This window comes from Franconibacter pulveris, assembly GCF_056780215.1.
Map to the genome: position 1 here is coordinate 4,482,025 of NZ_CM165555.1, position 22,371 is coordinate 4,504,395.

Here is a 22,371-nt window from a genome sequence, read left to right on the forward strand (position 1 = left end):
CCTGCGCCCGCCCCAGCAGGACGTGCCCTATGACAAACAAAACGACTACTGATATTCAGACGTTTATCAACGAGCATCCCTTTTCCCGTTACCAGTGGATGATCCTCGTGCTCTGCTTTATTACCGTGGCGCTGGATGGCTTCGACACCGCCATTATCGGCTTTATCGCCTCCGACCTTGTGCAGGAGTGGGGGGTGGAAAAATCGGCGCTCGGCCCGGTAATGAGCGCAGCCCTGGTCGGGCTCGCTTTCGGCGCGCTTACCGCCGGGCCGATGGCGGACCGCATCGGACGCAAGAAGGTGCTGGTGCTCTCCATTCTGGTGTTTGGCGGCTTCAGCCTGCTCACCGCCTTCGCCAGTTCGCTTAACCAGCTGGCGCTGCTGCGCTTTTTAACCGGCCTCGGGCTTGGCGCAGCGATGCCGAACGCCGCCACGCTGATGTCGGAATATGCGCCGGAGCGCAAACGCGCGTTGCTGGTTAACCTGATGTTTGTCGGCTTCCCGATAGGCTCATCGATGGGCGGCTTTATCTCCGCCTGGCTTATCCCCCATTACGGCTGGCAAAGCGTGCTGGTGCTGGGCGGCGTGATGCCGCTGATGCTCGCCGTAGTGCTGATTTTCCTGCTGCCGGAATCGGCGCGCTATCTGGTGGCGCACAATAAACCGCAGCCGCAGGTAGCCGCCATTCTCCGGCGCATCGCGCCCCTGCCGGAACAAAGCCATTTCGTGCTGCATGAGCCCGGCCAGGTGAAGGAGAAATCGGCGCTCGGCGTTATCTTCTCGCCGCGCTATCTGGTCGGCACGCTGATGCTCTGCCTCACCTACTTTATGGGCCTGCTGATTTTCTATCTGCTGACCTCCTGGCTGCCGCTGCTGATCCGCGAAACCGGCGCGAGCTTAAGCCAGGCGTCGATCATTACCGCCCTCTTCCCGCTTGGCGGCGGGATTGGCGTGCTGATTATCGGCGCGCTGATGGACAGGCTGAACCCGAACAAAGTGGTGGCGGTGGGTTACCTGCTGACCGGGCTGTTCGTCTGCCTGGTGGGCTTCTCGACGAGCAGCCTGGCGCTGATGGGCGTCATGGTGTTTATCGCCGGCACCATCATGAACGGCGCGCAGTCTTCCATGCCGGCGCTGGCGGCGGGCTTTTACCCGACGCAGGGGCGTGCGACGGGCGTGGCCTGGATGCTCGGTCTGGGCCGCTTCGGCGGTATCCTGGGCGCTTTCAGCGGCGCATTTTTAATGCAGGCCGAACTCGCTTTCCGCACAATTTTTATGCTGCTGGCGATCCCGGCGGCGCTTTCCGCGCTGGCGCTGATGGTGAAATATTACGCCAGCCTGCGACGCCCGAAAGAAGAGCGGGTAGCTGACAATCCACTCAATAAAGCGGCGCAAAAAGCGTAACGCTAACGCGGCGGGCGGTTATTCGCCGCCCGCATAACGATTTACAAAATTATACTTAGCTCAACGGGTTAACTGATTATTCAGGCAGTTAACCCCACCTGATGTGCTTAACCAGTCGTTCAATAAGCATAAAAAAGCATCAATTGCAAAATTAATTAGCAGACGCAGGCGCAATTTATATTTTCCGAACTATCCTTAAGAAGCTTCTTAGAAGTTCACGATCCCGCTGTGTGATGTATGAGGAGTTCTCAATGGAATATAAAGAGCCTATGGCTGAGCTGCTCAGCAGCCTTGAGCAGATTGTATTTAAGGACGTACCACAAAAAGTTACCCCGGCGCAGAAACCTAATGCCTTCTCAGAATTTGAAAAACTGCGTAAGAGCATGGGGCTGAAAACGGCTGAACTTGCCCGTGTGATGGGCGTCAGCGTCGCCATGGTGCAGGAATGGGAATCAAAACGAGTAAAACCTTCCAGTACTGAACTTAAGCTGATGCGCCTGATTCAGGCCAACCCGAAGCTAAGTCAGCAACTGATGGAATAATCCGGTCTGTTTGATTTTAACGTTTAAAAAAAAGTAAAAAATAAACCCCGCCATCTGAAGCGGGGTTTTCTGTTTTTAGTAGCCGATATTCAGCACTTCCGGAACAGGATAGCGCTGCGTTTTTTCATCAAAAGGCAGCGACCAGCGTTTATTCATCGCTTCGCCTGCAAGTTTGCCTTTTGCCGTAAGCTGCATGTCCGGCAAGCGTTTGCCGGGCTGCATTTCGCCAAACGTCACCTTTACCTCCAGCTCATCCGGCTTGCAGCCCGCTTTTTCCGTGGGATCGCAGAAGCCAAGGTTATCGGAGTACACTGTTACGGTCGCCACGTTGGCGATTCGCTCGCCAAGCCGAACGTAGTAACGCTCAAAATCCTGGGTAAAGCCCTGAAGCGAATAGGCGGTTTTCGTCACAACGCCCCACTGGTCGCCCATTCGCACCGCCTGCACGTCGCCAGACTGGCCGTAACGCCCCGCGCCCTGCTCGCCCGGCAGGCTTATCGCTTCATTCCCGGTCAGATACCAGATATCGAAATAGCCGCTGTCGGCGCCGGCGCTGTTATCGTTATCGCCTTCGCCGCACATCACAAGGATTCGCTGCTGCGCGCTGATGGGCTTATCAAGACAGCGGCGATAAACAAAACCCGGCGTATCGGTTTTGCGCCACTCCCCGGCAGAGGCAGGCTGGTAATGCTGGTTGATAAAGGGCGCGGCATCGTCCGCCGCATACAGTGGCGCGCTGAAAATGCCTGCCAGCGCCAGTGTTAACGCTAATTTCATGTTAGCCCTCACATAAAAAAACCCGCCTTGCGGCGGGTTTCATCAGGCTTATTGCAGCAGCGAGATATCCGCCACCTGCAAGAATAGCTCACGCAGTTTTGCAAGCAGCGTCAGGCGGTTGATGCGCACCTCGTGCTCTTCCGCGTTCACCATCACCTTGTCGAAGAACTCATCCACCGGCTCGCGCAGGGCGGCAAGCTCAATCAGCGCATCCTGGTAACGCCCTTCGGCGAAATAGGGTTGCAGCTTATCGCGCAGCACAACAAGGTTACCCGCAAGCTTAATCTCCGCCGGCTCTTTCAGCACCGAAGCGTGAACCGTCTCGTTCAGCTGTTCGGTCGACTTCGCAAGGATGTTAGAAACACGCTTGTTGGCGGCGGCCAGCGCAGCGGCCTCTTCCAGCGTGCGGAAGTGCGATACCGCCTTCATGCGGGCGTCGAAATCCGCCGGTTTGGTCGGACGACGCGCCAGCACCGCCTGGATGGTATCCACGCTGTGGCCTTCTTCCTGATACCAGGCGCGGAAGCGGCCCAGCATGAAGTCGATAACGTCATCCACCACGTTAGCGTTGGTCAGCTTGCTGCCGTAGAGGCGCACCGCTTCTTCGGTCAGCGTTTGCAGATCGAGCGGCAGGTTTTTCTCAACGATAATACGCAGCACGCCAAGCGCGGCGCGGCGCAGCGCGAACGGGTCTTTATCCCCTTTCGGATGCTGACCGATGCCGAAGATGCCCGCCAGGGTATCCATTTTGTCGGCAATCGCCAGCGCGCAGGCGACCGGGTTAGAAGGCAGGTCATCGCCCGCGAAGCGCGGCTGGTACTGCTCGTTCAGCGCAACCGCCACATCTTCGGCTTCGCCGTCGTGACGCGCGTAGTGCATCCCCATCACGCCCTGGGTGTCGGTAAACTCGAACACCATGTTGGTCATCAGGTCGCATTTAGAGAGCAGGCCTGCGCGGGTCGCGTGGTTGACATCTGCGCCCGTCTGCCCGGCAATCCAGCCGGCCAGCGCCTGAATGCGGTCGGTTTTATCGCGCAGGGTGCCGAGCTGCTGCTGGAACAGCACGGTTTCCAGGCGCGGCAGATGATCTTCCAGACGCTTTTTGCGGTCGGTATTGAAGAAGAACTCCGCATCCGCCAGACGCGGGCGCACCACTTTTTCGTTACCGGAGATAATCTGCTGCGGATCTTTAGACTCAATGTTCGCCACAAAGATGAAGTGCGGCAGCAGCTTGCCGTCGTTGCCGTAAACCGGGAAGTATTTCTGGTCGCCTTTCATGGTGTAGACCAGCGCCTCGGCAGGCACCGCGAGGAATTTCTCTTCGAATTTCGCCGTCAGCACCACCGGCCATTCCACCAGCGAGGCGACTTCTTCCAGCAGGCTGTCGCTTAAGTCGGCGTTGCCGCCAATCTGACGGGCCGCCGCTTCGGCATCCGCTTTAATCTTCGCTTTACGCGCTTCGTAATCCGCGATGACTTTGCCGCGCTCCAGCAGGATTTCCGGATACTGATCGGCGTTATCCAACGGGAATTCCGGCTCGCCCATAAAGCGGTGGCCGCGGATCACGCGGTCAGAATCGATGCCGAGCACGGTGGCGGGCACGACCTCGTCGCCCAGCAGCAGGGTAACGGTATGCACCGGACGCACGAACTGGACGTCGGAATCGCCCCAGCGCATCAGTTTTGGAATCGGCAGCTTAGCAAGCGCAGTGTTGACCATCGCTGGCAGCAGCGCCTGCACGCTTTCGCCCTTCACATGGGCGCGATAAAGCAGCCATTCGCCTTTGTCGGTGGTGAGGCGTTCCGCCTGGTCGACGGTAATGCCGCAGCCTCGCGCCCAGCCTTCCGCTGCTTTGCTCGGTTTGCCTTCAGCGTCAAACGCCGCCGACACGGCCGGGCCGCGCTTTTCCACTTCGCGGTCGGGCTGAGAAGCGGCGAGACTCGCCACTTTCACCGCCAGGCGGCGCGGCGCCGCGTACCATTTCACCTCGCCATGGGTCAGGCCCGCAGCGTCCAGTTCAGCCGTGAAGTTCGCAGCAAAAGATTCCGCAAGGCTGCGCAGGGCTTTTGGCGGCAGCTCTTCAGTGCCAATCTCCACCAGAAAAGTTTTTTCAGACATGGCAGCCTCTTATTTATTCCTGTTGCACATCGGGAAGCCCAGCGCTTCGCGGGAAGCGTAGTAGGCCTCAGCCACAGCTTTGGTCAGCGTACGGATACGCAGAATGTAGCGCTGGCGCTCGGTTACCGAGATGGCTTTGCGGGCATCCAGCAGGTTGAAGCTGTGCGCGGCTTTCAGAATACGTTCGTAGGCTGGCAGCGGCAGCGGCGTTTCCAGCGCCAGCAACTGCTGCGCTTCTTTCTCGTACTGCTCAAAGCAGGTGAAGAGGAAATCCACATCCGCGTATTCAAAGTTGTAGGTGGACTGCTCTACTTCGTTCTGATGGAACACGTCGCCGTAGGTGGTTTTACCCAGCGGACCGTCGCTCCACACCAGATCGTAAACGCTGTCGACGCCCTGGATATACATCGCCAGACGCTCAAGACCGTAAGTGATCTCACCCGTAACCGGCTTGCACTCCAGACCGCCTACCTGCTGGAAATAGGTGAACTGGGTGACTTCCATACCATTGAGCCACACTTCCCAGCCAAGACCCCAGGCGCCCAGCGTCGGGTTTTCCCAGTTGTCTTCAACGAAGCGGATATCGTGAATGGTCGGGTCCATGCCCAGCTCTTTCAGCGAGCCCAGGTAAAGCTCCTGAATGTTGTCCGGCGACGGCTTGATGATCACCTGGAACTGGTAGTAGTGCTGTAAGCGGTTCGGGTTTTCGCCGTAACGGCCGTCGGTGGGACGGCGGGAAGGCTGTACGTAGGCCGCCGCGATAGGCTCAGGTCCGAGCGCCCGCAGGCAGGTCATGGGGTGAGACGTTCCGGCGCCGACTTCCATGTCCAAAGGTTGAACGATGGTGCAGCCCTGGCGAGCCCAGTAATCCTGAAGCGTCAGAATCAGGCCCTGAAAGGTCCTGGTATCAAACTTTTGCATATAATTTCGCACGCGATACGAGTGGTTTTATAGGGAAGCGGTCAGTATACCCATTGACCGCAAGATATACAGCCCGGATCCGCGTACAAAACCCGGCTGTTGAAGGAAGAGTGAGGTGCTAGCGCATGGAAAGGTGTAAAAAGCGACCGTCAGCGTCAAAAGAGCAGGTAAAACCTTCTTCGCGAGCGGTATAGCCGCGTAATTCATAGCTTCCCTGAAAAGTATCGAACCCGACGACGTTAACCTGCTGCGGCCCGGTGTTGTAGCGGTGCGCGGCTTCCCCTTTGCACAGTTGCTCCATATCCAGCGAACGCGCCGCGGTTAAGTGCGTCTTTTGCGCGTTCTGGGCATGCTGCGGCTCTGATTGCTGCATCATGCAGCCCGTCGTCAGAACAGAAGTCGCCAGCACCATACAGAGAAACCGCTTCGCCATTACTTGTTATCTCCATGTTAAGGTATCGACTTTTCCGCGTTTATGCCGTGGTCCGTCACAGAAAGGGGCCGCATTGTGCGAAACCCCGCAACCGCAGGCAACCGGCCAACGCTAAACTCAGATTGTTCCGGGCGGATAACGCCACCAGAGAATAAAGATGGTACAGAGGATGGCATGCAGCAAAAAATTAACTGGATAGATAACCTGCGCGGCATCGCCTGCCTGATGGTGGTGGTGATTCACACCACCACCTGGTACATCACCAATTCAGGCCAGGTCAGCGCCTGGAGCTGGGATTTAGCGAACGTGCTGAACTCCGCTTCGCGCGTCAGCGTGCCGCTCTTTTTTATGATTTCCGGCTATCTTTTTTTCGGCGAGCGCAGCGCCGGACAGCGCCACTTTCTGCGCATCGCGCTCTGTCTGCTGTTCTATAGCACGGTCGCGTTTATCTACATTTCGCTCTTAACGCCCATCAGCCCGCGGCTTTCGCTTATCTATCTGTTTCAGAAGCCGGTTTTTTATCACCTGTGGTTTTTCTTCGCGATTACGGTCATCTACCTGCTTTCGCCGCTTATCTGCGTAAAAACGGTCAACGCCACAACGATTCTGGGACTGATGGTGTTGCTGGGGGTCATCGCCAATCCGAATACCGTGCCGCAGGTCATCCACGATGTGAAATGGCTGCCGATCAACCTTTATATTCGCGGCGATACCTTTTACTACGTGCTTTATGGTCTGCTTGGCCGGGCTATCGGCATGCTGGAGACGAAAAACGGCGTGGTCAGCGCGGTGGCGGCGTTTTTATTCGTATTGTGCGTGGTGATGATTTCAACCGGCACCCATACGCAGTTGGAAATCCAGGGCAATTTCTCAGATATCTTTTACATCTACTGCGGCCCGCTGGTGTTTATCGCCGCTATCAGCCTGCTGGTGCTGGTGAAAAATACGCTCAATGGACGCCCGCTGCCGGTACTCGGCTTTATTTCCCGCCATTCGCTGGGCATTTACGGCTTTCATGCGCTGTTTATTCATTTTCTGCGCACGCATGATATTGAATTCACCGCCTGGCCGGTGCTGGATCTCGCGTGGATATTCGGCGCAACGCTGGCAGGCTCGCTGCTGCTTTCCATGCTGTTGCAGCGCATCGACACTCGACGGCTGGTCAGCTAGCGCGACCGCGGGCGCGATGAAACTGGCGCGGCGAGGAGAACCCGGCCGCCAGCGCCGCCTGCTCGGTCCTCTGCCCTTGCAGCAGGCACTGTTCCGCCACGGCGAGGCGCAGGTGCTCCAGATAATCCCGCACGCTAATGCCGAGGTGCTGCTGAAAAAGCCGCGACAAATGACGCGGGCTGACGTGTACTTTTTCCGCTAATACGGGCAGGCTCCAGGCGCGCTGCGGCGCGGCCGCCAGCAGATCCTGAGCGCGGTGAATGGCCGGATGCAGATGGTTGCGATAACGCAGCCAGGGCGAAAGCTGCGGATCGTCGCCGGAGCGGCGCAGCCAGACCACCATCTCTCGCGCCACGTCCAGCGCCGTCTGCGGCCCGCAGATCCGGTTAATCAGGTGCAGCGAGAGGTCAATGCCGGAAGTAATGCCGGCGCTGGTCCAGATCCCTCGGTCCTCGACAAAAATGCGGTTTTCCCGCACCAGCGCGCCCGGCGCGGCAGCTTTGAGCCGCTCCAGCACGTCGTGGTGCGTGGTGCAGGCGACGCCGTGCATTAGCCCGGCGCGGGCGGCCAGCAACGCGCCCGAGCAGATGCAGACCAGCGTAAGCTGCTGGCTGTGGATCTGCGGCTGCTGGCGCGTCAGCCAGCGGCGTACCGTTTCCGCCTGCGGCGTGGCGAACCAGCGGGCTGAATCTTCCGCGCCCGGCACCACCAGCAGGCTGCCTGCGGGCAGGTGCTCCGGCAGCGGCGCAATGCCGCTTATTTTCAGCCCAATTGAGGTTTCCACCTCTGCGTCCGGCCCAATGTAGCGCAGACGAAAGCGCCCGCCCGCCAGCCGCAGCGTCTCCGCCGGGCCGGTCATATCCAGCGCGAGTACACCCGGCAACACCACAAACCAGACATCTGTCATCATGCAAGCTGCTCCAGCGTTTGCGCTACGGTGAGAATGGAAGCGAAGCGGCCCTGCAGCACCGTTTCGGTACGATGCCGCAGGGTTTGCGCGTCCAGCGTCACACCCTGCCACGTCATCGGGAAAGTCAGCGTGGCTTCGCTGACAAACGTTACCTTATAGCCAAGGTCGGAAGCTACTCGCGCAGTGGTTTCGCAGCACTGTTCGGTGCGGATGCCAGCGATTATCAGATGATTAATATCACGCCCGCGCAACCAGCGATCCAGCCCGGTGTCGGTAAAAGCGTTATGCACATGCTTATGAAAAGCGACCGCCGGACGATGGGTTAAAAAGGGCATCGGCGTGACAAAGCCGGACTCCAGCGTAAAGACATCGTCACCGTCCACGTGAAAAATATCCACTACCGGCACCTGAAGCGCTTCGCAGCCGCGAATAAGCTCGCTTAGCGCCTGCTGAAAGGCCGGAAACTCCGTTTCCTGCCAGTAATGGCGGTGAAAGAAGGAACACTGGGTATCGATATTAAGCAATGCGCTACGTGTCATTTTCGGACTCCGGTAAAGGGGATTCGTAGCCATTGTGCGCGAGGTTCGCCGCCGTGAGCAGACCAGAAAAGGACAGAAACAGGCTGGTTCAGGACAACGAAAAAGCGCGCCTGCTGGCGCGCTTATACGACAAAAAAAGGGATTTTTAACCTCTCGCCTTGCGCGATACGCTTGCAGTCTCTTCGCTATGACATCAGCGGCAGCAGTTGCTGATAGATCTGGCGGAAGGTTTCCCGCCGCCCGGCGTAGCGCTGATAGCGCTCGTTATCGGGCAGGTGTTGCTGCTCAAGCGGCAGCTGCGGCAGAAGCTGGTGCAGGGATTGTCCGGGCGAAAGGGCGATTTGCGCCAGCCGCGCCGCGCCAAGAGCTGGCCCCACGTCGCCACCGGTGCGGTAATCCAGCGTTTTGCCGCTGATATCCGCCAGCATTTGCCGCCAGTAACCGCTGCGCGCGCCGCCGCCAATAAGCGTTACGCTTTGCGGTTCGATGCCGCAGGCATGCACCGCGTCCATGCCATCCGCCAGCGCATAACCCACCCCTTCCAGCACGGCGCGCGCCAGCTCCGCCGGACCGTGCTGATGCGTCAAACCGAAAAAGACCCCTTTCGCCTGTGGGTTGTTGTGCGGCGTGCGCTCGCCGGAAAGGTAGGGTAAAAACCAGATAACGCCCGCATCGCCGCGCGCGTTTTGCGCCGCTTCAAGCAGCGCCGGCACGCTGTGAAGCCCGGTCAGTTTTGCGGCCCAGTCGAGGCAGGAAGCGGCGCTTAACATGACCGACATCAGATGCCAGCGGTTGGGCAACGCGTGGCAGAAACTGTGCACCGCGCTTTCCGGCTTTGCGCGAAAGCCGTCGCTCACCGCGAAATAGACGCCGGAGGTGCCGAGCGACAGCATCGCCTGGCCGGAATCCACCATACCGACGCCGACGGCGCCCGCCGCGTTGTCGCCGCCGCCCGCCACCACAGGCACGGCTGGCATGCCCCACGCCTCAGCCACATCCGCTTTCAGCACGCCGGTAATTTCGCTGCCTTCAAACAGCGCGGGCATGTTGTCGCGCGTAAGCCGGCACGCCTCCAGCATGAGGTCGCTCCAGTCGCGCTTCGCCACATCAAGCCACATTGTGCCCGCCGCATCGGACATATCGCTGGCGAAGTCGCCCGTCATGCGCAGGCGAAGATAATCTTTTGGCAGCAAAACTTTGTCTACCTGAGCGAAAATTTCCGGCTCATGACGCTCCACCCACAGCAGCTTCGGCGCGGTAAAGCCCGGCATCATCAGGTTGCCGGTGATCGCGCGGGAAGTTTCAATGTTCGCTTCCAGCAGCGCGCATTCTTCGCCGCTGCGGCCGTCATTCCATAAAATCGCCGGGCGCAGCACGCGCTGTTGCTTATCCAGCAGCGTGGCGCCGTGCATCTGCCCGGTCAGACCAAGCGCCTTAACGCCGCGCAGGCTCTGCTTAGCGCCCAGCGCCTTCATGGCGTCGTCCGTTGCCTGCCACCACGCCTGCGGATCTTGCTCAGACCAGAGCGGATGCGGTCGCGACACGCTTAACGGCGCCGTATGCGAGGCTAACAGCGTTCCTTGCTCATCCAGCAGTATCGCTTTGACTCCCGATGTCCCGAGATCGATTCCGACATACATAGCGGCGACTCCTTAAAAAAGCGCCGCCTCGTGGCGGCGCTGGCTTTTATTTATCAAACAGATAGTGATTAACCAGGTTTTCCAGCAGCTCCTGGTGGCCACTCTGATGACGCGGCGCGAAATTATGCTGTTCAGCGTACTTCGCCAGCTCCGCGAGCGTCAGCTGCCCTTTCAAAATTTGCTGGCCCAGCTCACCATTCCAGCCCGCGTAGCGTTTAGCGACGCGCTTATCCAGCTCGCCCTCTTCCAGCATCCGCGCCGCAATCTTCAGCGAAAGCGCCATGGTGTCCATCGCGCCGATATGGCCATAAAAGAGATCGTATTTATCGGTGCTCTGGCGGCGCACTTTGGCGTCGAAGTTCAACCCGCCAGTCGTAAAGCCGCCCGCTTTAAGGATTTCATACATCACCAGCGCGTTTTCCTCCACGCTGTTGGGGAACTGATCGGTATCCCAGCCAAGCTGCGGGTCGCCGCGGTTGGCGTCTACCGAACCGAAGATGCCGAGCGCGATAGCCGTGGCGATTTCATGATGGAAGGCGTGACCCGCGAGCGTGGCGTGGTTCGCCTCGATATTTACCTTAATTTCTTTTTCAAGGCCGAACTGCTTGAGGAAGCCGTAAACCGTCGCGACGTCATAATCATACTGGTGCTTAGTCGGTTCCTGCGGTTTCGGCTCTATTAACAGCGTGCCGCGAAAGCCGATTTTGTGTTTATGCTCCACCACCATCTGCATGAAGCGGCCAATCTGCTCGCGCTCCTGACGCAGGTCGGTGTTGAGCAGCGTTTCATACCCTTCGCGTCCACCCCACAGCACATAGTTTTCCCCGCCCAGTTGATGCGTGGCGTTCATCGCCGTTACAACCTGCGTTGCCGCCCAGGAGAAGACTTCCGGATCCGGGTTGGTGGCGGCCCCGGCGCCGTAGCGCGGGTTAGTAAAGCAGTTCGCCGTGCCCCACAAGAGCTTCACGCCGCTTTGCTGCTGCTTTTCCGCCAGCACGTCGACCATCTGCGCAAAATTGTTCAGGTATTCTTTCAGCGATGCGCCTTCCGGCGAGACGTCCACATCATGGAAGCAGTAATAGGGCACGTTCAGCTTGTGAAAGAATTCAAACGCCACGTCCGCTTTGCGTTTCGCAAGCGCCAGCGCGTCGCCCGGCTGTTGCCACGGGCGGTCGAAGGCGCCCACGCCGAACATATCCGAGCCATTCCAGCAGAAGGTGTGCCAGTAACACGCCGCGAAGCGCAGGTGCTCTTCCATGCGCTTGCCCATCACCTTCTCGTCAGGATTGTAGTGGCGAAACGCCAGCGGGTTGGTGGTCGTCGGACCTTCGTAACGCACGCGCTCAAGTTGGTCGAAATAATTTTGCATAATTGACTCCGTAATCAGGGACCGTTCCAGCGAGGATGGCTTTATCCTGGAATTACCTTTCGTTCTGCTCAATTACGTTATTTCACACTGCGATTAAGAGAATGCGCAAATGTGCGGCGGCTCGCAAAATAGCGTGCAAAATGAAATAAACATCTTCGAGGCTTATTCCACTTTCTTGAAACTGCGCTATGCATTGAAAATTGAAATTCGATCGCCGTCATAAAAGCAAAAATAAACAAAAAATCATAATCAGAAGATAAAAATCTGTAATTGATAACAGGCGAGTCTGCGCTAAAAATTGCCAGCGTCTGAAAGTATCTCTTTGCCTTTAGCCTTAATGGTTGTACGACCTTTCTCACCCCTACTACAGGTATTAACGCTATGAAAATGAAAACCCTACTCGTTACCCTGTGCGCCTCGCTGATGCTTTCGAGCTTCAGCGGCATCGCTAAAGAAGTCAAAATCGGCATGGCTATTGATGACCTGCGCCTTGAGCGCTGGCAAAAGGATCGCGACATCTTCGTCAGCAAAGCGGAATCGTTAGGCGCGAAAGTTTTCGTGCAGTCGGCCAACGGCAACGAAGAGACGCAAATGTCGCAAATTGAAAACATGATTAACCGCGGCGTGGATGTGCTGGTTATTATTCCCTACAACGGCCAGGTATTAAGCAATGTTGTGGCGGAAGCGAAACGCGAAGGAATTAAAGTTCTCGCTTACGACCGCATGATTAATAATGCCGATATCGATTTCTATATCTCTTTCGACAATGAAAAAGTCGGTGAATTACAAGCTAAAAGCCTGGTCGACAAAGTGCCTCAGGGAAATTATTTCCTGATGGGCGGCTCGCCAGTAGATAATAACGCGAAGTTATTCCGCGCCGGGCAAATGAAAGTATTAAAGCCTTATATCGATGAAGGCAAAATTAAAATTGTCGGCGATCAGTGGGCCGATGGCTGGCTGCCGGAAAACGCGCTGAAAATCATGGAAAACGCGCTGACGGCGAACAATAACAAAATTGACGCGGTGGTCGCCTCCAACGACGCCACGGCGGGCGGCGCTATTCAGGCGCTGAGCGCTCAGGGGCTCGCGGGCAAAGTGGCTATTTCCGGGCAGGATGCGGACCTTGCGGGCGTGAAGCGTATTATCGCCGGCACGCAGACCATGACGGTTTATAAACCTATTACGCAACTTGCTAATACCGCGGCAGAAATAGCGGTAGAGCTTGGCAACGATCAAAAACCGAAATCGGACGCCACGCTCAATAACGGTCTGAAAGAGGTGCCGGCGCGCCTGTTGACGCCTATCGAAGTGGATAAAAGCAATATCGAAACCACCGTCATCAAAGATGGTTTTCATAAGAAAAGCGAGCTTTAACCTGGCGGCGCTCATGGTTCGCCATGGGCGCTTTGCTGCTGTATGAACGTCGGGCGAGGGTGCTATGCCTTACTTACTCGAAATGAAAAACATCACTAAAGCGTTCGGCGCGGTGAAAGCGGTGGATAACGTCACGCTCTCGCTGAATCCGGGCGAGGTGCTTTCGCTGTGCGGCGAAAACGGCTCTGGTAAATCAACGTTGATGAAAGTGCTCTGCGGCATCTACCCGCACGGCAGCTACGAGGGCGAAATTTGGTTCGCCGGAGAAAAACTGGAGGCGAACCACATTCGCGATACCGAGCGTAAAGGCATCGCGATAATTCATCAGGAGCTGGCTCTTGTGAAGCACCTGACGGTGCTGGAAAACATTTTTCTTGGCGCCGAGATAACGCACCGCGGCGTACTGGATTACGACACCATGACGCTGCGCTGCCAGAAGCTGCTCGCCCAGGTCAGCCTCGCTATCTCACCCGATACCCGGGTCGGCGATTTAGGTCTCGGCCAACAGCAGCTGGTTGAAATCGCCAAGGCGCTGAATAAGCAAGTGCGGTTGTTGATTCTGGATGAGCCCACCGCGTCGCTCACCGAACAGGAAACCGCCGTGCTGCTGGAGATTATCCGCGACCTGCAAAACCACGGCATCGCCTGCATTTATATCTCCCACAAGCTGAACGAGGTAAAGGCGATTTCCGACACCATCTGCGTTATCCGCGACGGACAGCACATCGGCACGCGGGAAGCCGAACAGATGCGCGAGGAGGATATCATCACCATGATGGTCGGCCGGGAGCTGACAGCGCTCTACCCTAACGAGCCGCACACAGCGGGCGAAGAGATCCTGCGCGTGGAAAACCTGACCGCCTGGCATCCGGTTAACCGGCACATCAAACGGGTGAATAATGTCTCTTTTTCACTGCGCCGCGGTGAAATTCTTGGCATCGCAGGCCTGGTGGGCGCCGGACGCACAGAAGCGGTGCAGTGCCTGTTCGGCGTCTGGCCTGGCCGTCATGAAGGCAAAATCTTTATCGACGGCAAACCGGTGACGATAGCTAACTGCAAGCAGGCCATCGCGCACGGCATCGCCATGGTGCCGGAGGATCGCAAGAGAGACGGCATTGTGCCGGTAATGGCGGTCGGACAGAACATTACGCTGGCGGCGCTGGATAACTTTTCCGGCGCGCTAAGCGCGCTGGACGACGCGGCCGAGCAGCAGTGCATCTTACAGTCGCTACAGCGGCTGAAGGTGAAAACGGCCTCGCCCATGCTCGCTATCGGCCGCTTAAGCGGCGGCAATCAGCAAAAAGCGATTCTTGCGCGCTGCCTGCTGCTTAACCCCCGGGTGCTGATTCTGGATGAACCCACCCGCGGCATCGATATCGGAGCCAAATATGAGATCTACAAACTGATTAACCAACTGGTGCAACAGGGGATCGCGGTCATCGTTATCTCTTCCGAACTGCCGGAAGTGCTGGGCCTGAGCGACCGCGTACTGGTGATGCATGAAGGCCGCCTGAAAGCCAATCTTATCAACCATAACCTGACCCAGGAGCAGGTGATGGAAGCCGCACTGAGGAGCGACAGCCATGTCGAAAAGCAACCCGTCTGAAATGAAACTGGCCGCGCCGCTGGCGACGCCGCTCGGCAACTTGCGCGCGCTGAATCTACAAGTTTTTGTCATGATTGCCGCCATCGTCGCCATCATGCTCTTTTTCACCTTTATGACCGACGGCGCTTATCTGAGCGCCCGGAACGTTTCGAACCTGCTGCGCCAGACCGCCATTACCGGCATTCTGGCGGTAGGGATGGTGTTTGTGATTATCTCGGCCGAAATCGACCTCTCTGTGGGCTCGATGATGGGCCTGCTTGGCGGCGCGGCGGCGATTTTTGACGTCTGGCTGGGCTGGCCGCTGCCGCTGACGGTGGTCGTCACTCTGTTGCTGGGGCTGCTGCTTGGCGCCTGGAACGGCTGGTGGGTCGCCTACCGCAAAGTCCCTTCGTTTATCGTCACGCTCGCCGGCATGCTGGCGTTTCGCGGCGTGCTGATAGGCATCACTAACGGTACTACTGTCTCGCCCACCAGCGCGGCGATGTCGCAAATCGGGCAGAGCTACCTGCCGGATGGCGTCGGTTTTGCGGTAGGCGCGCTGGGTTTAGGCGCGTTTATCGTCTGGCAGTGGCGGGGACGTATGCGTCGTCAGGCGCTGGGTCTCAGCGCGCCCGCCTCAGGCGGCGTAGTGGGACGCCAGGCTATTACCGCTATCGTTGTGCTGGGCGCTATCTGGCTGCTGAATGACTATCGCGGCGTGCCGACCCCGGTGCTGATCCTGGCCTTTCTGCTGCTGGGCGGCCTGTTTATGGCGACCCGTACCGCATTTGGCCGGCGCATTTACGCTATTGGCGGCAACCTGGAAGCGGCGCGCCTCTCCGGTATTAACGTGGAGCGCACCAAGCTTGCCGTCTTTGCCATCAATGGCTTAATGGTCGCTATCGCAGGGTTAATTCTCAGCTCCCGCCTGGGCGCAGGCTCGCCTTCGGCCGGGAATATTGCGGAACTGGACGCCATCGCCGCTTGCGTGATTGGCGGCACCAGCCTGGCAGGCGGTATCGGCAGCGTGGCCGGCGCGGTGATGGGCGCATTTATTATGGCTTCGTTGGATAACGGCATGAGCATGATGGATGTGCCCACCTTCTGGCAGTACATCGTTAAAGGCGCCATTCTGCTGCTCGCCGTCTGGATGGATTCGGCAACCAAGCGTCGCGCCTGAACAAACCCGGCGGCAGATCACAATGTCAGCGCGGGGTTCGCCGCTCGCCGCCGGAATATGGTATTCAGACACAGGTTATGGGCCTGGAAATCAACACTATGTTTGAGAAGCGTCACCGCATTACATTGTTATTTAACGCGAATAAAGCGTATGACCGCCAGGTCGTTGAGGGTGTGGGTGAGTATTTACAGGCTTCACAATCGGAGTGGGATATTTTTATCGAAGAGGATTTCCGCGCCCGTATCGACAATATCAAAGAGTGGTTAGGCGATGGCGTCATCGCCGACTTTGATGACCGGGAGATAGAGACGCTGCTGGCCGACGTTGACGTGCCGATTGTCGGCGTCGGCGGATCTTATCATTTGCCTGAGCACTATCCGGCGGTGCATTACATCGCTACCGATAACCAGGCGCTGGTAGAGAGCGCCTTCCTGCACCTTAAAGAAAAAGGCGTCAATCGCTTCGCCTTTTATGGCCTGCCCGCTTCCAGCGGCAAACGCTGGGCGGCGGAGCGCGAACACGCTTTCAGCCAGCTGGTGGCGCGGGAGAAATACCGGGGCGTCATCTACCAGGGGCTGGAGACCGCGCCGGAAAACTGGCAACACGCGCAAAACCGACTGGCGGACTGGCTGCAAACCCTGCCGCCCCAGACCGGCATTATCGCCGTGACGGATGCGCGGGCGCGCCACCTTCTACAGGTTTGCGAACATTTGCACATTCCCGTGCCGGAAAAGCTGTGCGTTATCGGCATTGATAACGAAGAGCTGACGCGCTATTTGTCGCGCGTGGCGCTCTCTTCAGTGGCGCAGGGTACGCGACAGATGGGCTATCAGGCAGCTAAGTTACTGCATCGCCTGCTCGATAATGAGCCGATGCCGTTGCAGCGCGTGCTGGTGCCGCCCGTGCGTGTCGTAGAACGGCGCTCCACGGATTACCGTTCACTGCATGACCCGGCAGTTATCCAGGCGATGCATTACATCCGCAATCACGCCTGCAAAGGCATTAAAGTTGAACAGGTGCTGGATGCCGTAGGCATCTCCCGCTCTAATCTGGAAAAGCGCTTTAAAGAAGAGGTGGGCGAAACCATTCACGCGGTTATTCATGCGGAAAAGCTGGATAAAGCGCGCAGCCTGCTTATTTCTACCTCGTTAACCATTAACGAGATCTCTCAAATGTGCGGCTACCCTTCGCTGCAATATTTTTACTCGGTGTTTAAAAAGGCTTACGAGTCGACCCCGAAAGATTATCGGGACAGGTATAGCGAAGTGCTGATTTAAGCAATACAAAACGCCTTCCGGCTGGAAGGCGTTTTATCTACCCGCTTAGTTTGCCGAAAGCAACCGGGCATTATCCTGGTACATGGCAAACAGGTAATTGTTATAGCTCTTACCTTTCGTCGAATAGCCCTTGAGCTTATGAATCATATTGCTCGCGGTAATTTCCTGATCCGCTTTGCGCAGCTGGGCGCGTGATTTACGGAAGGAGTTGTAAGCCGGGTGCGTATTCAGATTTACTACATAAGCATTCACGGATTCTTTTACCGAAGTAAAGTGCGAATAACCTTTCACCTTGCCCGGCTCATTATTGCAGTGGCGTTTCGCACACTTCATGCCGAACAGATTATTGTTACTGCGCGCAAGCTTAGAGGTGCCCCAGCCGCTTTCCGCCGCCGCCATGGTCGCTACCATGCTGGTTGGAATAATATCCACGCGCTCAAGCAGCGTATTCCACGGAATGCGTTTGGTATTGCCGCTCCAGCTAATCTTGTAGCGCTTCGTGATATCTTTCAGGCGCGCGCGTTCACTCGGCGACCAACGACCTTCATACTGCTTAGAGATAAGCCAGTTACGGTCTGCCGTAATTGCCGCGTTTTGACTGGTAATATAGGGCATTACTGTCCGGAGAAACGCCTTTTTCCTTGGTGTCCCGGAAGGGTATTTTCGCAAGTCAGGAAGTGAACCGCTTTCACTATTGCGAGAATACTCTTTTTTACTGCTCGCCAGATTTTTACCGTCTTTTATTGCTGTTACGTGGGCTGTGTGGGTCTTCTTAGTTGTGTGCTCTTTTGCCAGCACCTCACCCGATATGCCAAGGGTGATCAACATGAATATCGCGGCCCCGAATCGGTGTAATCGAGTCGATATCATCAGCTCTCCTGGTCGGATATAAGCATTCCAACACCTTATTTTTCACAAATATTTAAGAAACGAATTTGAAATCGTATCAAAAATACCGGTCGATAACATCAAAAGAAATAGTCCAAATCCTAAAAACTGTCACGTATGATTTTTACAACTCTTTGATTATTAAAAATAAAAGTCGTCAATTTTTTACGTGATAATACCAATGACTGACCTCAAAACTCAGCCCGGATCGTCCTCCCCTTTCACTACGAATAAAGGATGAGTTACTTTCATGACAGCCAGGCGAAAATGGAGAAAAAACCGCACAGGACGCCGCTTAATGAAACTTTCGCTCCTCGCCCTGCTGGCTATGCCAGGCCTTGTCTGGGCCAACTGGTCTGCGCCAGGACTGCCTGAATTTCACGAACAGCCCGCCGGGATATTTATCAGCGACGCCACGCTCGCAAAAGGTACGCTTCCTCTCACCCTGACGTTTGACCAGGCGTGCTGGCAGCCGGCAGACGCCATCAAACTCAACCAGATGCTTTCGCTAAAACCCTGCGACGGCTCGCCGCCGCAGTGGCGCCTGTTTCGCGACGGCAATTACCGCGTGCAGATTGATACCCGCTCCGGCACGCCCACGCTGATGTTAAGCGTGCAGCAGGAAGCGGACGACACAACGCAGGAAGTCGCGCGCCAGTGCCCGAAATGGGACGGCAAGCCGTTAACGGTGCAGGTAAACAGCGTTTTCCCTGAAGGCAGCGAAGTGCGTGATTTTTACAGCGGCCAGACCGCCACGGTAACGAATGGCGCCATCACCCTGACGCCTGCCGCTAACAGCGACGGCCTGCTGCTGCTCGAACCCGCGCAAGCGGCCAGTAAAGCGCCATTTAGCTGGCAAAACGCCACGGTTTACTTTGTGCTGACCGACCGCTTCGTCAATGGCAATCCGGCGAATGACAACAGCTACGGTCGTCACAAAGACGGGCTGGAGGAGATTGGCACATTCCATGGCGGCGACCTGCAGGGCCTTGCCGGCAAGCTCGATTACCTGCAGCAGCTTGGTGTAAACGCCTTATGGATAAGCTCGCCGCTTGAGCAAATCCATGGCTGGGTGGGCGGCGGCACCAAAGGCGACTTCCCGCATTACGCTTACCACGGCTATTACGTGCAGGACTGGACGAAGCTTGACGCCAACATGGGCAGCGAAGAAGACCTGCGCAAGCTGGTGGATGAAGCGCATAAGCGCGGCATCCGCGTTCTGTTCGATATCGTGATGAACCATACCGGCTACGCCACGCTTGCGGATATGCAGGAGTTTCAATTTGGCGCGCTTTACCTTAAAGATGACGAAATAAAAAAGACGCTGGGCGACCGCTGGACCGACTGGCGGCCCGGGCCCGGCCAGAGCTGGCATAGCTTTAACGACTATATTAATTTCAATGACGGCCCCGCCTGGGAAAACTGGTGGGGTAAGAAATGGATCCGCACCGATATTGGCGACTATGACAACCCGGGCTTTGACGACCTCACTATGTCGCTCTCTTTTCTGCCGGACCTGAAAACCGAATCCGTCGAGCCCTCCGGGCTGCCTGGCTTCTACCGCCACAAGCCCGATACCGCCGCCCGGGAATTAGCGGACTTCACGCCGCGGGACTATCTCACCCACTGGCTTAGCCGCTGGGTGAAAGAGTTCGGCATTGATGGCTTTCGCGTAGATACCGCAAAACATGTGGAGATGGGCGCCTGGCGGCAGCTCAAAACCCAGGCCAGCGAAGCGCTACAGGCCTGGAAAGCCGCCAACCCGGACAAAAAGCTGGATGACGCCCCCTTCTGGATGACCGGCGAAGCCTGGGGCCACGGCGTGATGCAGAGCGAATACTACCAGCACGGCTTCGACGCGATGATTAATTTCGATTATCAGGAGCAGGCGGCGAAGGCGGCGGACTGCCTGGCGGAGATAAATACCACCTGGCAGCAGATGGCGGAAAAACTGCAGCAATTCAACGTGCTGAGCTATCTCTCCTCGCATGACACGCGCCTGTTCCGGGAAGGCGGGCAGCGTGCCGCGGAATTGCTGCTGCTCGCGCCCGGCGCCGTACAGATTTTTTATGGCGATGAAACGGCGCGCCCCTTCGGCCCGACCGGTTCCGATCCGCTACAGGGGACGCGTTCAGACATGAACTGGCAGGACGCCCTGGGTAAAAACGCAGCCATGCTTGAGCACTGGCAGCGAATAAGCCAGTTCCGCGCCCGTCATCCCGCTATCGGCGCGGGCAAACAAACCACGCTTGCATTGGGTCAGGGCTACGGTTTCGCGCGTGAACAGGGCGACGACAAGGTCATCGTCGTCTGGGCGGGCAACCCTGAATAAGCCGCTCCGGCAGGTGTGATGAAGAAAGCCAGCGAAGCGATATTTCATACTAAAAATTAAACTCAGGAAAACATATCCTCCGCTTCGTCTGGCTTTACGACCATTTGCACCGCGATATATGTAGCGTTATCGTTAGCCTCTTTTAAAAGAAATGCGACACAATACGGTTATGACGTTTTCCCTTTTCGGCGACAAATTTACCCGCCATGCAGGCATCACGCGCCTGATGGAGGATCTCAACGACGGTTTGCGCACTCCCGGCGCCATCATGCTGGGCGGTGGAAACCCGGCGCAAATTCCCGCCATGAATGACTACTTCCAGCAACTGCTTACCGACATGCTGCAGAGCGGCAAAGTGACTGACGCGCTTTGTAATTATGACGGTCCGCAGGGCAAGAGCGAGCTTCTCGCGGCGCTGGCGGCGATGCTGCGTGAAACATCCGGCTGGGATATCGAACCACAAAATATTGCACTAACAAACGGCAGCCAGAGCGCATTTTTCTACTTATTTAACCTCTTCGCGGGTCGACGCGCCGACGGCACGACGCGCAAGGTGCTTTTCCCGCTGGCGCCGGAGTATATCGGCTACGCGGATGCGGGGCTGGAAGAAGAGCTGTTTGTTTCGGCGCGGCCCAACATCGAACTGCTGCCGGATGGCCAGTTCAAATATCACGTCGATTTCGAACATCTGCATATCGGTGAAGAGACGGGTATGATTTGCGTATCCCGCCCGACTAACCCTACCGGTAACGTTATTACAGACGATGAGCTGATGAAGCTCGATGCGCTGGCAAACCAGCACGATATCCCCTTGGTTATCGACAACGCTTACGGCGTGCCTTTCCCGGGCATTATTTTCACCGAGGCGCGCCCGCTGTGGAACCCGAACATTATCCTGTGCATGAGCCTGTCGAAACTGGGTCTGCCGGGCAGTCGCTGCGGCATTATCGTCGCCAATGAGAAAGTCATTTCCGCTATCAGCAATATGAACGGCATTATCAGCCTGGCGCCCGGCGGCATCGGCCCGGCGATGGCCTGCGAAATGATTAAACGTAATGACCTGCTGCGTCTTTCTGAAACCGTCATTAAGCCGTTCTATCAGCAGCGCGTTCAGGAAACGATCGCGACCATTCGCCGCTATTTATCCCCGGAGCGCTGCCTGATCCACAAACCGGAAGGCGCGATTTTCCTCTGGCTGTGGTTTAAAGATTTACCGATTTCCACCGAACTGCTTTATCAGCGCCTGAAAAAGCGCGGCGTGCTGATGGTGCCGGGTGATTACTTCTTCCCGGGCCTTGATAAACCCTGGCCGCACACGCATCAGTGCATGCGCATGAACTATGTGCCGGAGCCGGAAAAAATCGAAGCGGGGGTAAAGATCCTGGCGGAAGAAGTAGAGCTGGCCTGGCGCGAAGCCGGGCAATAAGCCGCTTTAGCACACCAAAAAGCGCCGCTTGCCGGCGCTTTTTCATTTTCAACGCCCCGCCATTTTTTGTAGGGCAATCTGGCGCTTAACATAAAGATGTCCGATACTCGGCGCACTTTTTCCCTTTCTGGACCTCCCTATGAATAAGGACATCGCCGCCGTTGTCAGCGTAAAGCAGATTAAGCCCGGCAGCATCTACCGGATTTTGTTAACCGGACTTGGCACCTCTCTGACGCTGCTCTGCTTGCTTTTTGGTCTGCTGGCCTGCTTTGGCTACGACACGCTGAACTGGAATAATAAGCCGATACATGGCTTGCTGGCGCTGCCAGCATCACTGGCGATGGGCGTCTTTTTCTCCGTTATATTTACGGCATTGATCGGCACGCTGACCTGTGCAGGGCTGTGGATTTACAGCCGCTTCCGCCGTCTGGATATTAAAGTCGTGGAGTAATCAGACAGGAAAAAAGCAGGCTGCGGGCGCAGCCTG

General features: G+C 56.9%; 19 protein-coding genes. 10 read left to right on the forward strand and 9 right to left on the reverse strand.

Going from position 1 to position 22,371, the window contains the following annotated elements; genetic code table 11:
* Positions 1-29: 29 nt before the first annotated feature.
* Positions 30-1,403 (forward strand): aromatic acid/H+ symport family MFS transporter, encoded by a 1,374-nt coding sequence (locus ACU4F7_RS21140; protein ID WP_481637711.1) that lies wholly within the window; start codon positions 30-32, stop codon positions 1,401-1,403.
* Positions 1,404-1,654: 251 nt separating this feature from the next.
* A complete protein-coding gene (locus ACU4F7_RS21145; RefSeq protein ID WP_029589869.1) occupies positions 1,655-1,945 on the forward strand; it encodes an HTH-type transcriptional regulator in 291 nt (96 codons plus the stop codon).
* A 75-nt stretch (positions 1,946-2,020) separates the two neighbouring features.
* Here ACU4F7_RS21145 and ACU4F7_RS21150 read toward each other — a convergent pair whose 3' ends face one another.
* From ACU4F7_RS21150 to ACU4F7_RS21165, 4 genes are all read right to left on the reverse strand, one after another.
* A complete protein-coding gene (locus ACU4F7_RS21150; protein ID WP_481637712.1) occupies positions 2,021-2,722 on the reverse strand; it encodes a hypothetical protein in 702 nt (233 codons plus the stop codon).
* A gap of 48 nt (positions 2,723-2,770) precedes the next feature.
* Positions 2,771-4,840 carry a glycine--tRNA ligase subunit beta gene (gene glyS, locus ACU4F7_RS21155; RefSeq protein ID WP_481637713.1) on the reverse strand — a complete coding sequence of 690 codons (2,070 nt, stop codon included), beginning with the start codon at positions 4,838-4,840 and terminating at the stop codon, positions 2,771-2,773.
* Positions 4,841-4,849: 9 nt separating this feature from the next.
* Entirely contained in the window at positions 4,850-5,761 is a 912-nt protein-coding gene (glyQ, locus tag ACU4F7_RS21160; protein WP_024554918.1) for a glycine--tRNA ligase subunit alpha, read from the reverse strand.
* Between the two features lie 118 nt (positions 5,762-5,879).
* The gene (locus ACU4F7_RS21165; protein WP_029589872.1) at positions 5,880-6,194 is read right to left on the reverse strand and encodes a YsaB family lipoprotein; all 315 of its coding nucleotides are present in this window, start codon (positions 6,192-6,194) and stop codon (positions 5,880-5,882) included.
* A 174-nt stretch (positions 6,195-6,368) separates the two neighbouring features.
* On the opposite strand from ACU4F7_RS21165, the gene ACU4F7_RS21170 reads away from it, so the two are divergent.
* Entirely contained in the window at positions 6,369-7,364 is a 996-nt protein-coding gene (locus ACU4F7_RS21170) for an acyltransferase (protein WP_481637714.1), read from the forward strand.
* Here the strand turns inward: ACU4F7_RS21170 and ACU4F7_RS21175 are convergent.
* From ACU4F7_RS21175 to xylA, 4 genes are all read right to left on the reverse strand, one after another.
* Positions 7,357-8,274 (reverse strand): GlxA family transcriptional regulator, encoded by a 918-nt coding sequence (locus ACU4F7_RS21175; protein WP_029589874.1) that lies wholly within the window; start codon positions 8,272-8,274, stop codon positions 7,357-7,359. The two genes, ACU4F7_RS21170 and ACU4F7_RS21175, sit on opposite strands and share 8 nt — an antisense overlap.
* Positions 8,271-8,813: an isochorismatase family protein gene (locus tag ACU4F7_RS21180; protein ID WP_481637715.1), complete on the reverse strand. Its 543-nt coding sequence runs from the start codon at positions 8,811-8,813 to the stop codon at positions 8,271-8,273. The genes ACU4F7_RS21175 and ACU4F7_RS21180 overlap by 4 nt, the downstream gene beginning before the upstream one ends.
* 185 nt (positions 8,814-8,998) lie before the next feature.
* Positions 8,999-10,453, reverse strand: a complete 1,455-nt coding sequence (gene xylB / locus ACU4F7_RS21185) for a xylulokinase (protein WP_481637716.1) — start codon at positions 10,451-10,453, stop codon at positions 8,999-9,001.
* Positions 10,454-10,499: 46 nt separating this feature from the next.
* Complete coding sequence (gene xylA / locus ACU4F7_RS21190) at positions 10,500-11,822, reverse strand: xylose isomerase (RefSeq protein WP_024557804.1); 1,323 nt, start codon at positions 11,820-11,822, stop codon at positions 10,500-10,502.
* 381 nt (positions 11,823-12,203) lie between these two features.
* Here xylA and xylF point away from each other — a divergent pair, with 381 nt between their 5' ends.
* From xylF to xylR, 4 genes are all read left to right on the forward strand, one after another.
* Complete coding sequence (xylF, locus tag ACU4F7_RS21195) at positions 12,204-13,196, forward strand: D-xylose ABC transporter substrate-binding protein (protein WP_024557803.1); 993 nt, start codon at positions 12,204-12,206, stop codon at positions 13,194-13,196.
* 64 nt (positions 13,197-13,260) lie between these two features.
* A complete protein-coding gene (locus ACU4F7_RS21200) occupies positions 13,261-14,802 on the forward strand; it encodes a xylose ABC transporter ATP-binding protein (RefSeq protein ID WP_029589877.1) in 1,542 nt (513 codons plus the stop codon).
* Entirely contained in the window at positions 14,780-15,961 is a 1,182-nt protein-coding gene (gene xylH / locus ACU4F7_RS21205) for a xylose ABC transporter permease XylH (protein WP_029589878.1), read from the forward strand. Before ACU4F7_RS21200 ends, xylH begins: the two co-directional genes overlap by 23 nt.
* A gap of 98 nt (positions 15,962-16,059) precedes the next feature.
* The gene (gene xylR / locus ACU4F7_RS21210; RefSeq protein WP_481637717.1) at positions 16,060-17,238 is read left to right on the forward strand and encodes a D-xylose utilization transcriptional activator XylR; all 1,179 of its coding nucleotides are present in this window, start codon (positions 16,060-16,062) and stop codon (positions 17,236-17,238) included.
* A 45-nt stretch (positions 17,239-17,283) separates the two neighbouring features.
* Here xylR and ACU4F7_RS21215 read toward each other — a convergent pair whose 3' ends face one another.
* Entirely contained in the window at positions 17,284-18,108 is an 825-nt protein-coding gene (locus ACU4F7_RS21215) for a protein bax (protein ID WP_071809072.1), read from the reverse strand.
* A gap of 316 nt (positions 18,109-18,424) precedes the next feature.
* Here ACU4F7_RS21215 and ACU4F7_RS21220 point away from each other — a divergent pair, with 316 nt between their 5' ends.
* The 3 genes from ACU4F7_RS21220 (at position 18,425) to ACU4F7_RS21230 (ending at position 22,335) form a co-directional block, all read left to right on the forward strand.
* Positions 18,425-20,458, forward strand: coding sequence for an alpha-amylase (locus tag ACU4F7_RS21220; RefSeq protein ID WP_481637718.1), 2,034 nt, complete (start codon positions 18,425-18,427; stop codon positions 20,456-20,458).
* A gap of 169 nt (positions 20,459-20,627) precedes the next feature.
* Positions 20,628-21,884 carry a valine--pyruvate transaminase gene (gene avtA, locus ACU4F7_RS21225; protein WP_029589881.1) on the forward strand — a complete coding sequence of 419 codons (1,257 nt, stop codon included), beginning with the start codon at positions 20,628-20,630 and terminating at the stop codon, positions 21,882-21,884.
* 139 nt (positions 21,885-22,023) lie between these two features.
* Positions 22,024-22,335, forward strand: a complete 312-nt coding sequence (locus tag ACU4F7_RS21230; protein WP_029589882.1) for a hypothetical protein — start codon at positions 22,024-22,026, stop codon at positions 22,333-22,335.
* Positions 22,336-22,371 lie beyond the last annotated feature (36 nt).

Coding starts and splice junctions, on each gene's coding strand:
- ACU4F7_RS21140 (WP_481637711.1), top strand. CDS start 30: ATGACAAACAAAACGACTACTGATATTCAGACGTTTATCAACGAGCAT.
- ACU4F7_RS21145 (WP_029589869.1), top strand. CDS start 1,655: ATGGAATATAAAGAGCCTATGGCTGAGCTGCTCAGCAGCCTTGAGCAG.
- ACU4F7_RS21150 (WP_481637712.1), bottom strand. CDS start 2,722: ATGAAATTAGCGTTAACACTGGCGCTGGCAGGCATTTTCAGCGCGCCA.
- glyS (WP_481637713.1), bottom strand. CDS start 4,840: ATGTCTGAAAAAACTTTTCTGGTGGAGATTGGCACTGAAGAGCTGCCG.
- glyQ (WP_024554918.1), bottom strand. CDS start 5,761: ATGCAAAAGTTTGATACCAGGACCTTTCAGGGCCTGATTCTGACGCTT.
- ACU4F7_RS21165 (WP_029589872.1), bottom strand. CDS start 6,194: ATGGCGAAGCGGTTTCTCTGTATGGTGCTGGCGACTTCTGTTCTGACG.
- ACU4F7_RS21170 (WP_481637714.1), top strand. CDS start 6,369: ATGCAGCAAAAAATTAACTGGATAGATAACCTGCGCGGCATCGCCTGC.
- ACU4F7_RS21175 (WP_029589874.1), bottom strand. CDS start 8,274: ATGATGACAGATGTCTGGTTTGTGGTGTTGCCGGGTGTACTCGCGCTG.
- ACU4F7_RS21180 (WP_481637715.1), bottom strand. CDS start 8,813: ATGACACGTAGCGCATTGCTTAATATCGATACCCAGTGTTCCTTCTTT.
- xylB (WP_481637716.1), bottom strand. CDS start 10,453: ATGTATGTCGGAATCGATCTCGGGACATCGGGAGTCAAAGCGATACTG.
- xylA (WP_024557804.1), bottom strand. CDS start 11,822: ATGCAAAATTATTTCGACCAACTTGAGCGCGTGCGTTACGAAGGTCCG.
- xylF (WP_024557803.1), top strand. CDS start 12,204: ATGAAAATGAAAACCCTACTCGTTACCCTGTGCGCCTCGCTGATGCTT.
- ACU4F7_RS21200 (WP_029589877.1), top strand. CDS start 13,261: ATGCCTTACTTACTCGAAATGAAAAACATCACTAAAGCGTTCGGCGCG.
- xylH (WP_029589878.1), top strand. CDS start 14,780: ATGTCGAAAAGCAACCCGTCTGAAATGAAACTGGCCGCGCCGCTGGCG.
- xylR (WP_481637717.1), top strand. CDS start 16,060: ATGTTTGAGAAGCGTCACCGCATTACATTGTTATTTAACGCGAATAAA.
- ACU4F7_RS21215 (WP_071809072.1), bottom strand. CDS start 18,108: ATGATATCGACTCGATTACACCGATTCGGGGCCGCGATATTCATGTTG.
- ACU4F7_RS21220 (WP_481637718.1), top strand. CDS start 18,425: ATGAAACTTTCGCTCCTCGCCCTGCTGGCTATGCCAGGCCTTGTCTGG.
- avtA (WP_029589881.1), top strand. CDS start 20,628: ATGACGTTTTCCCTTTTCGGCGACAAATTTACCCGCCATGCAGGCATC.
- ACU4F7_RS21230 (WP_029589882.1), top strand. CDS start 22,024: ATGAATAAGGACATCGCCGCCGTTGTCAGCGTAAAGCAGATTAAGCCC.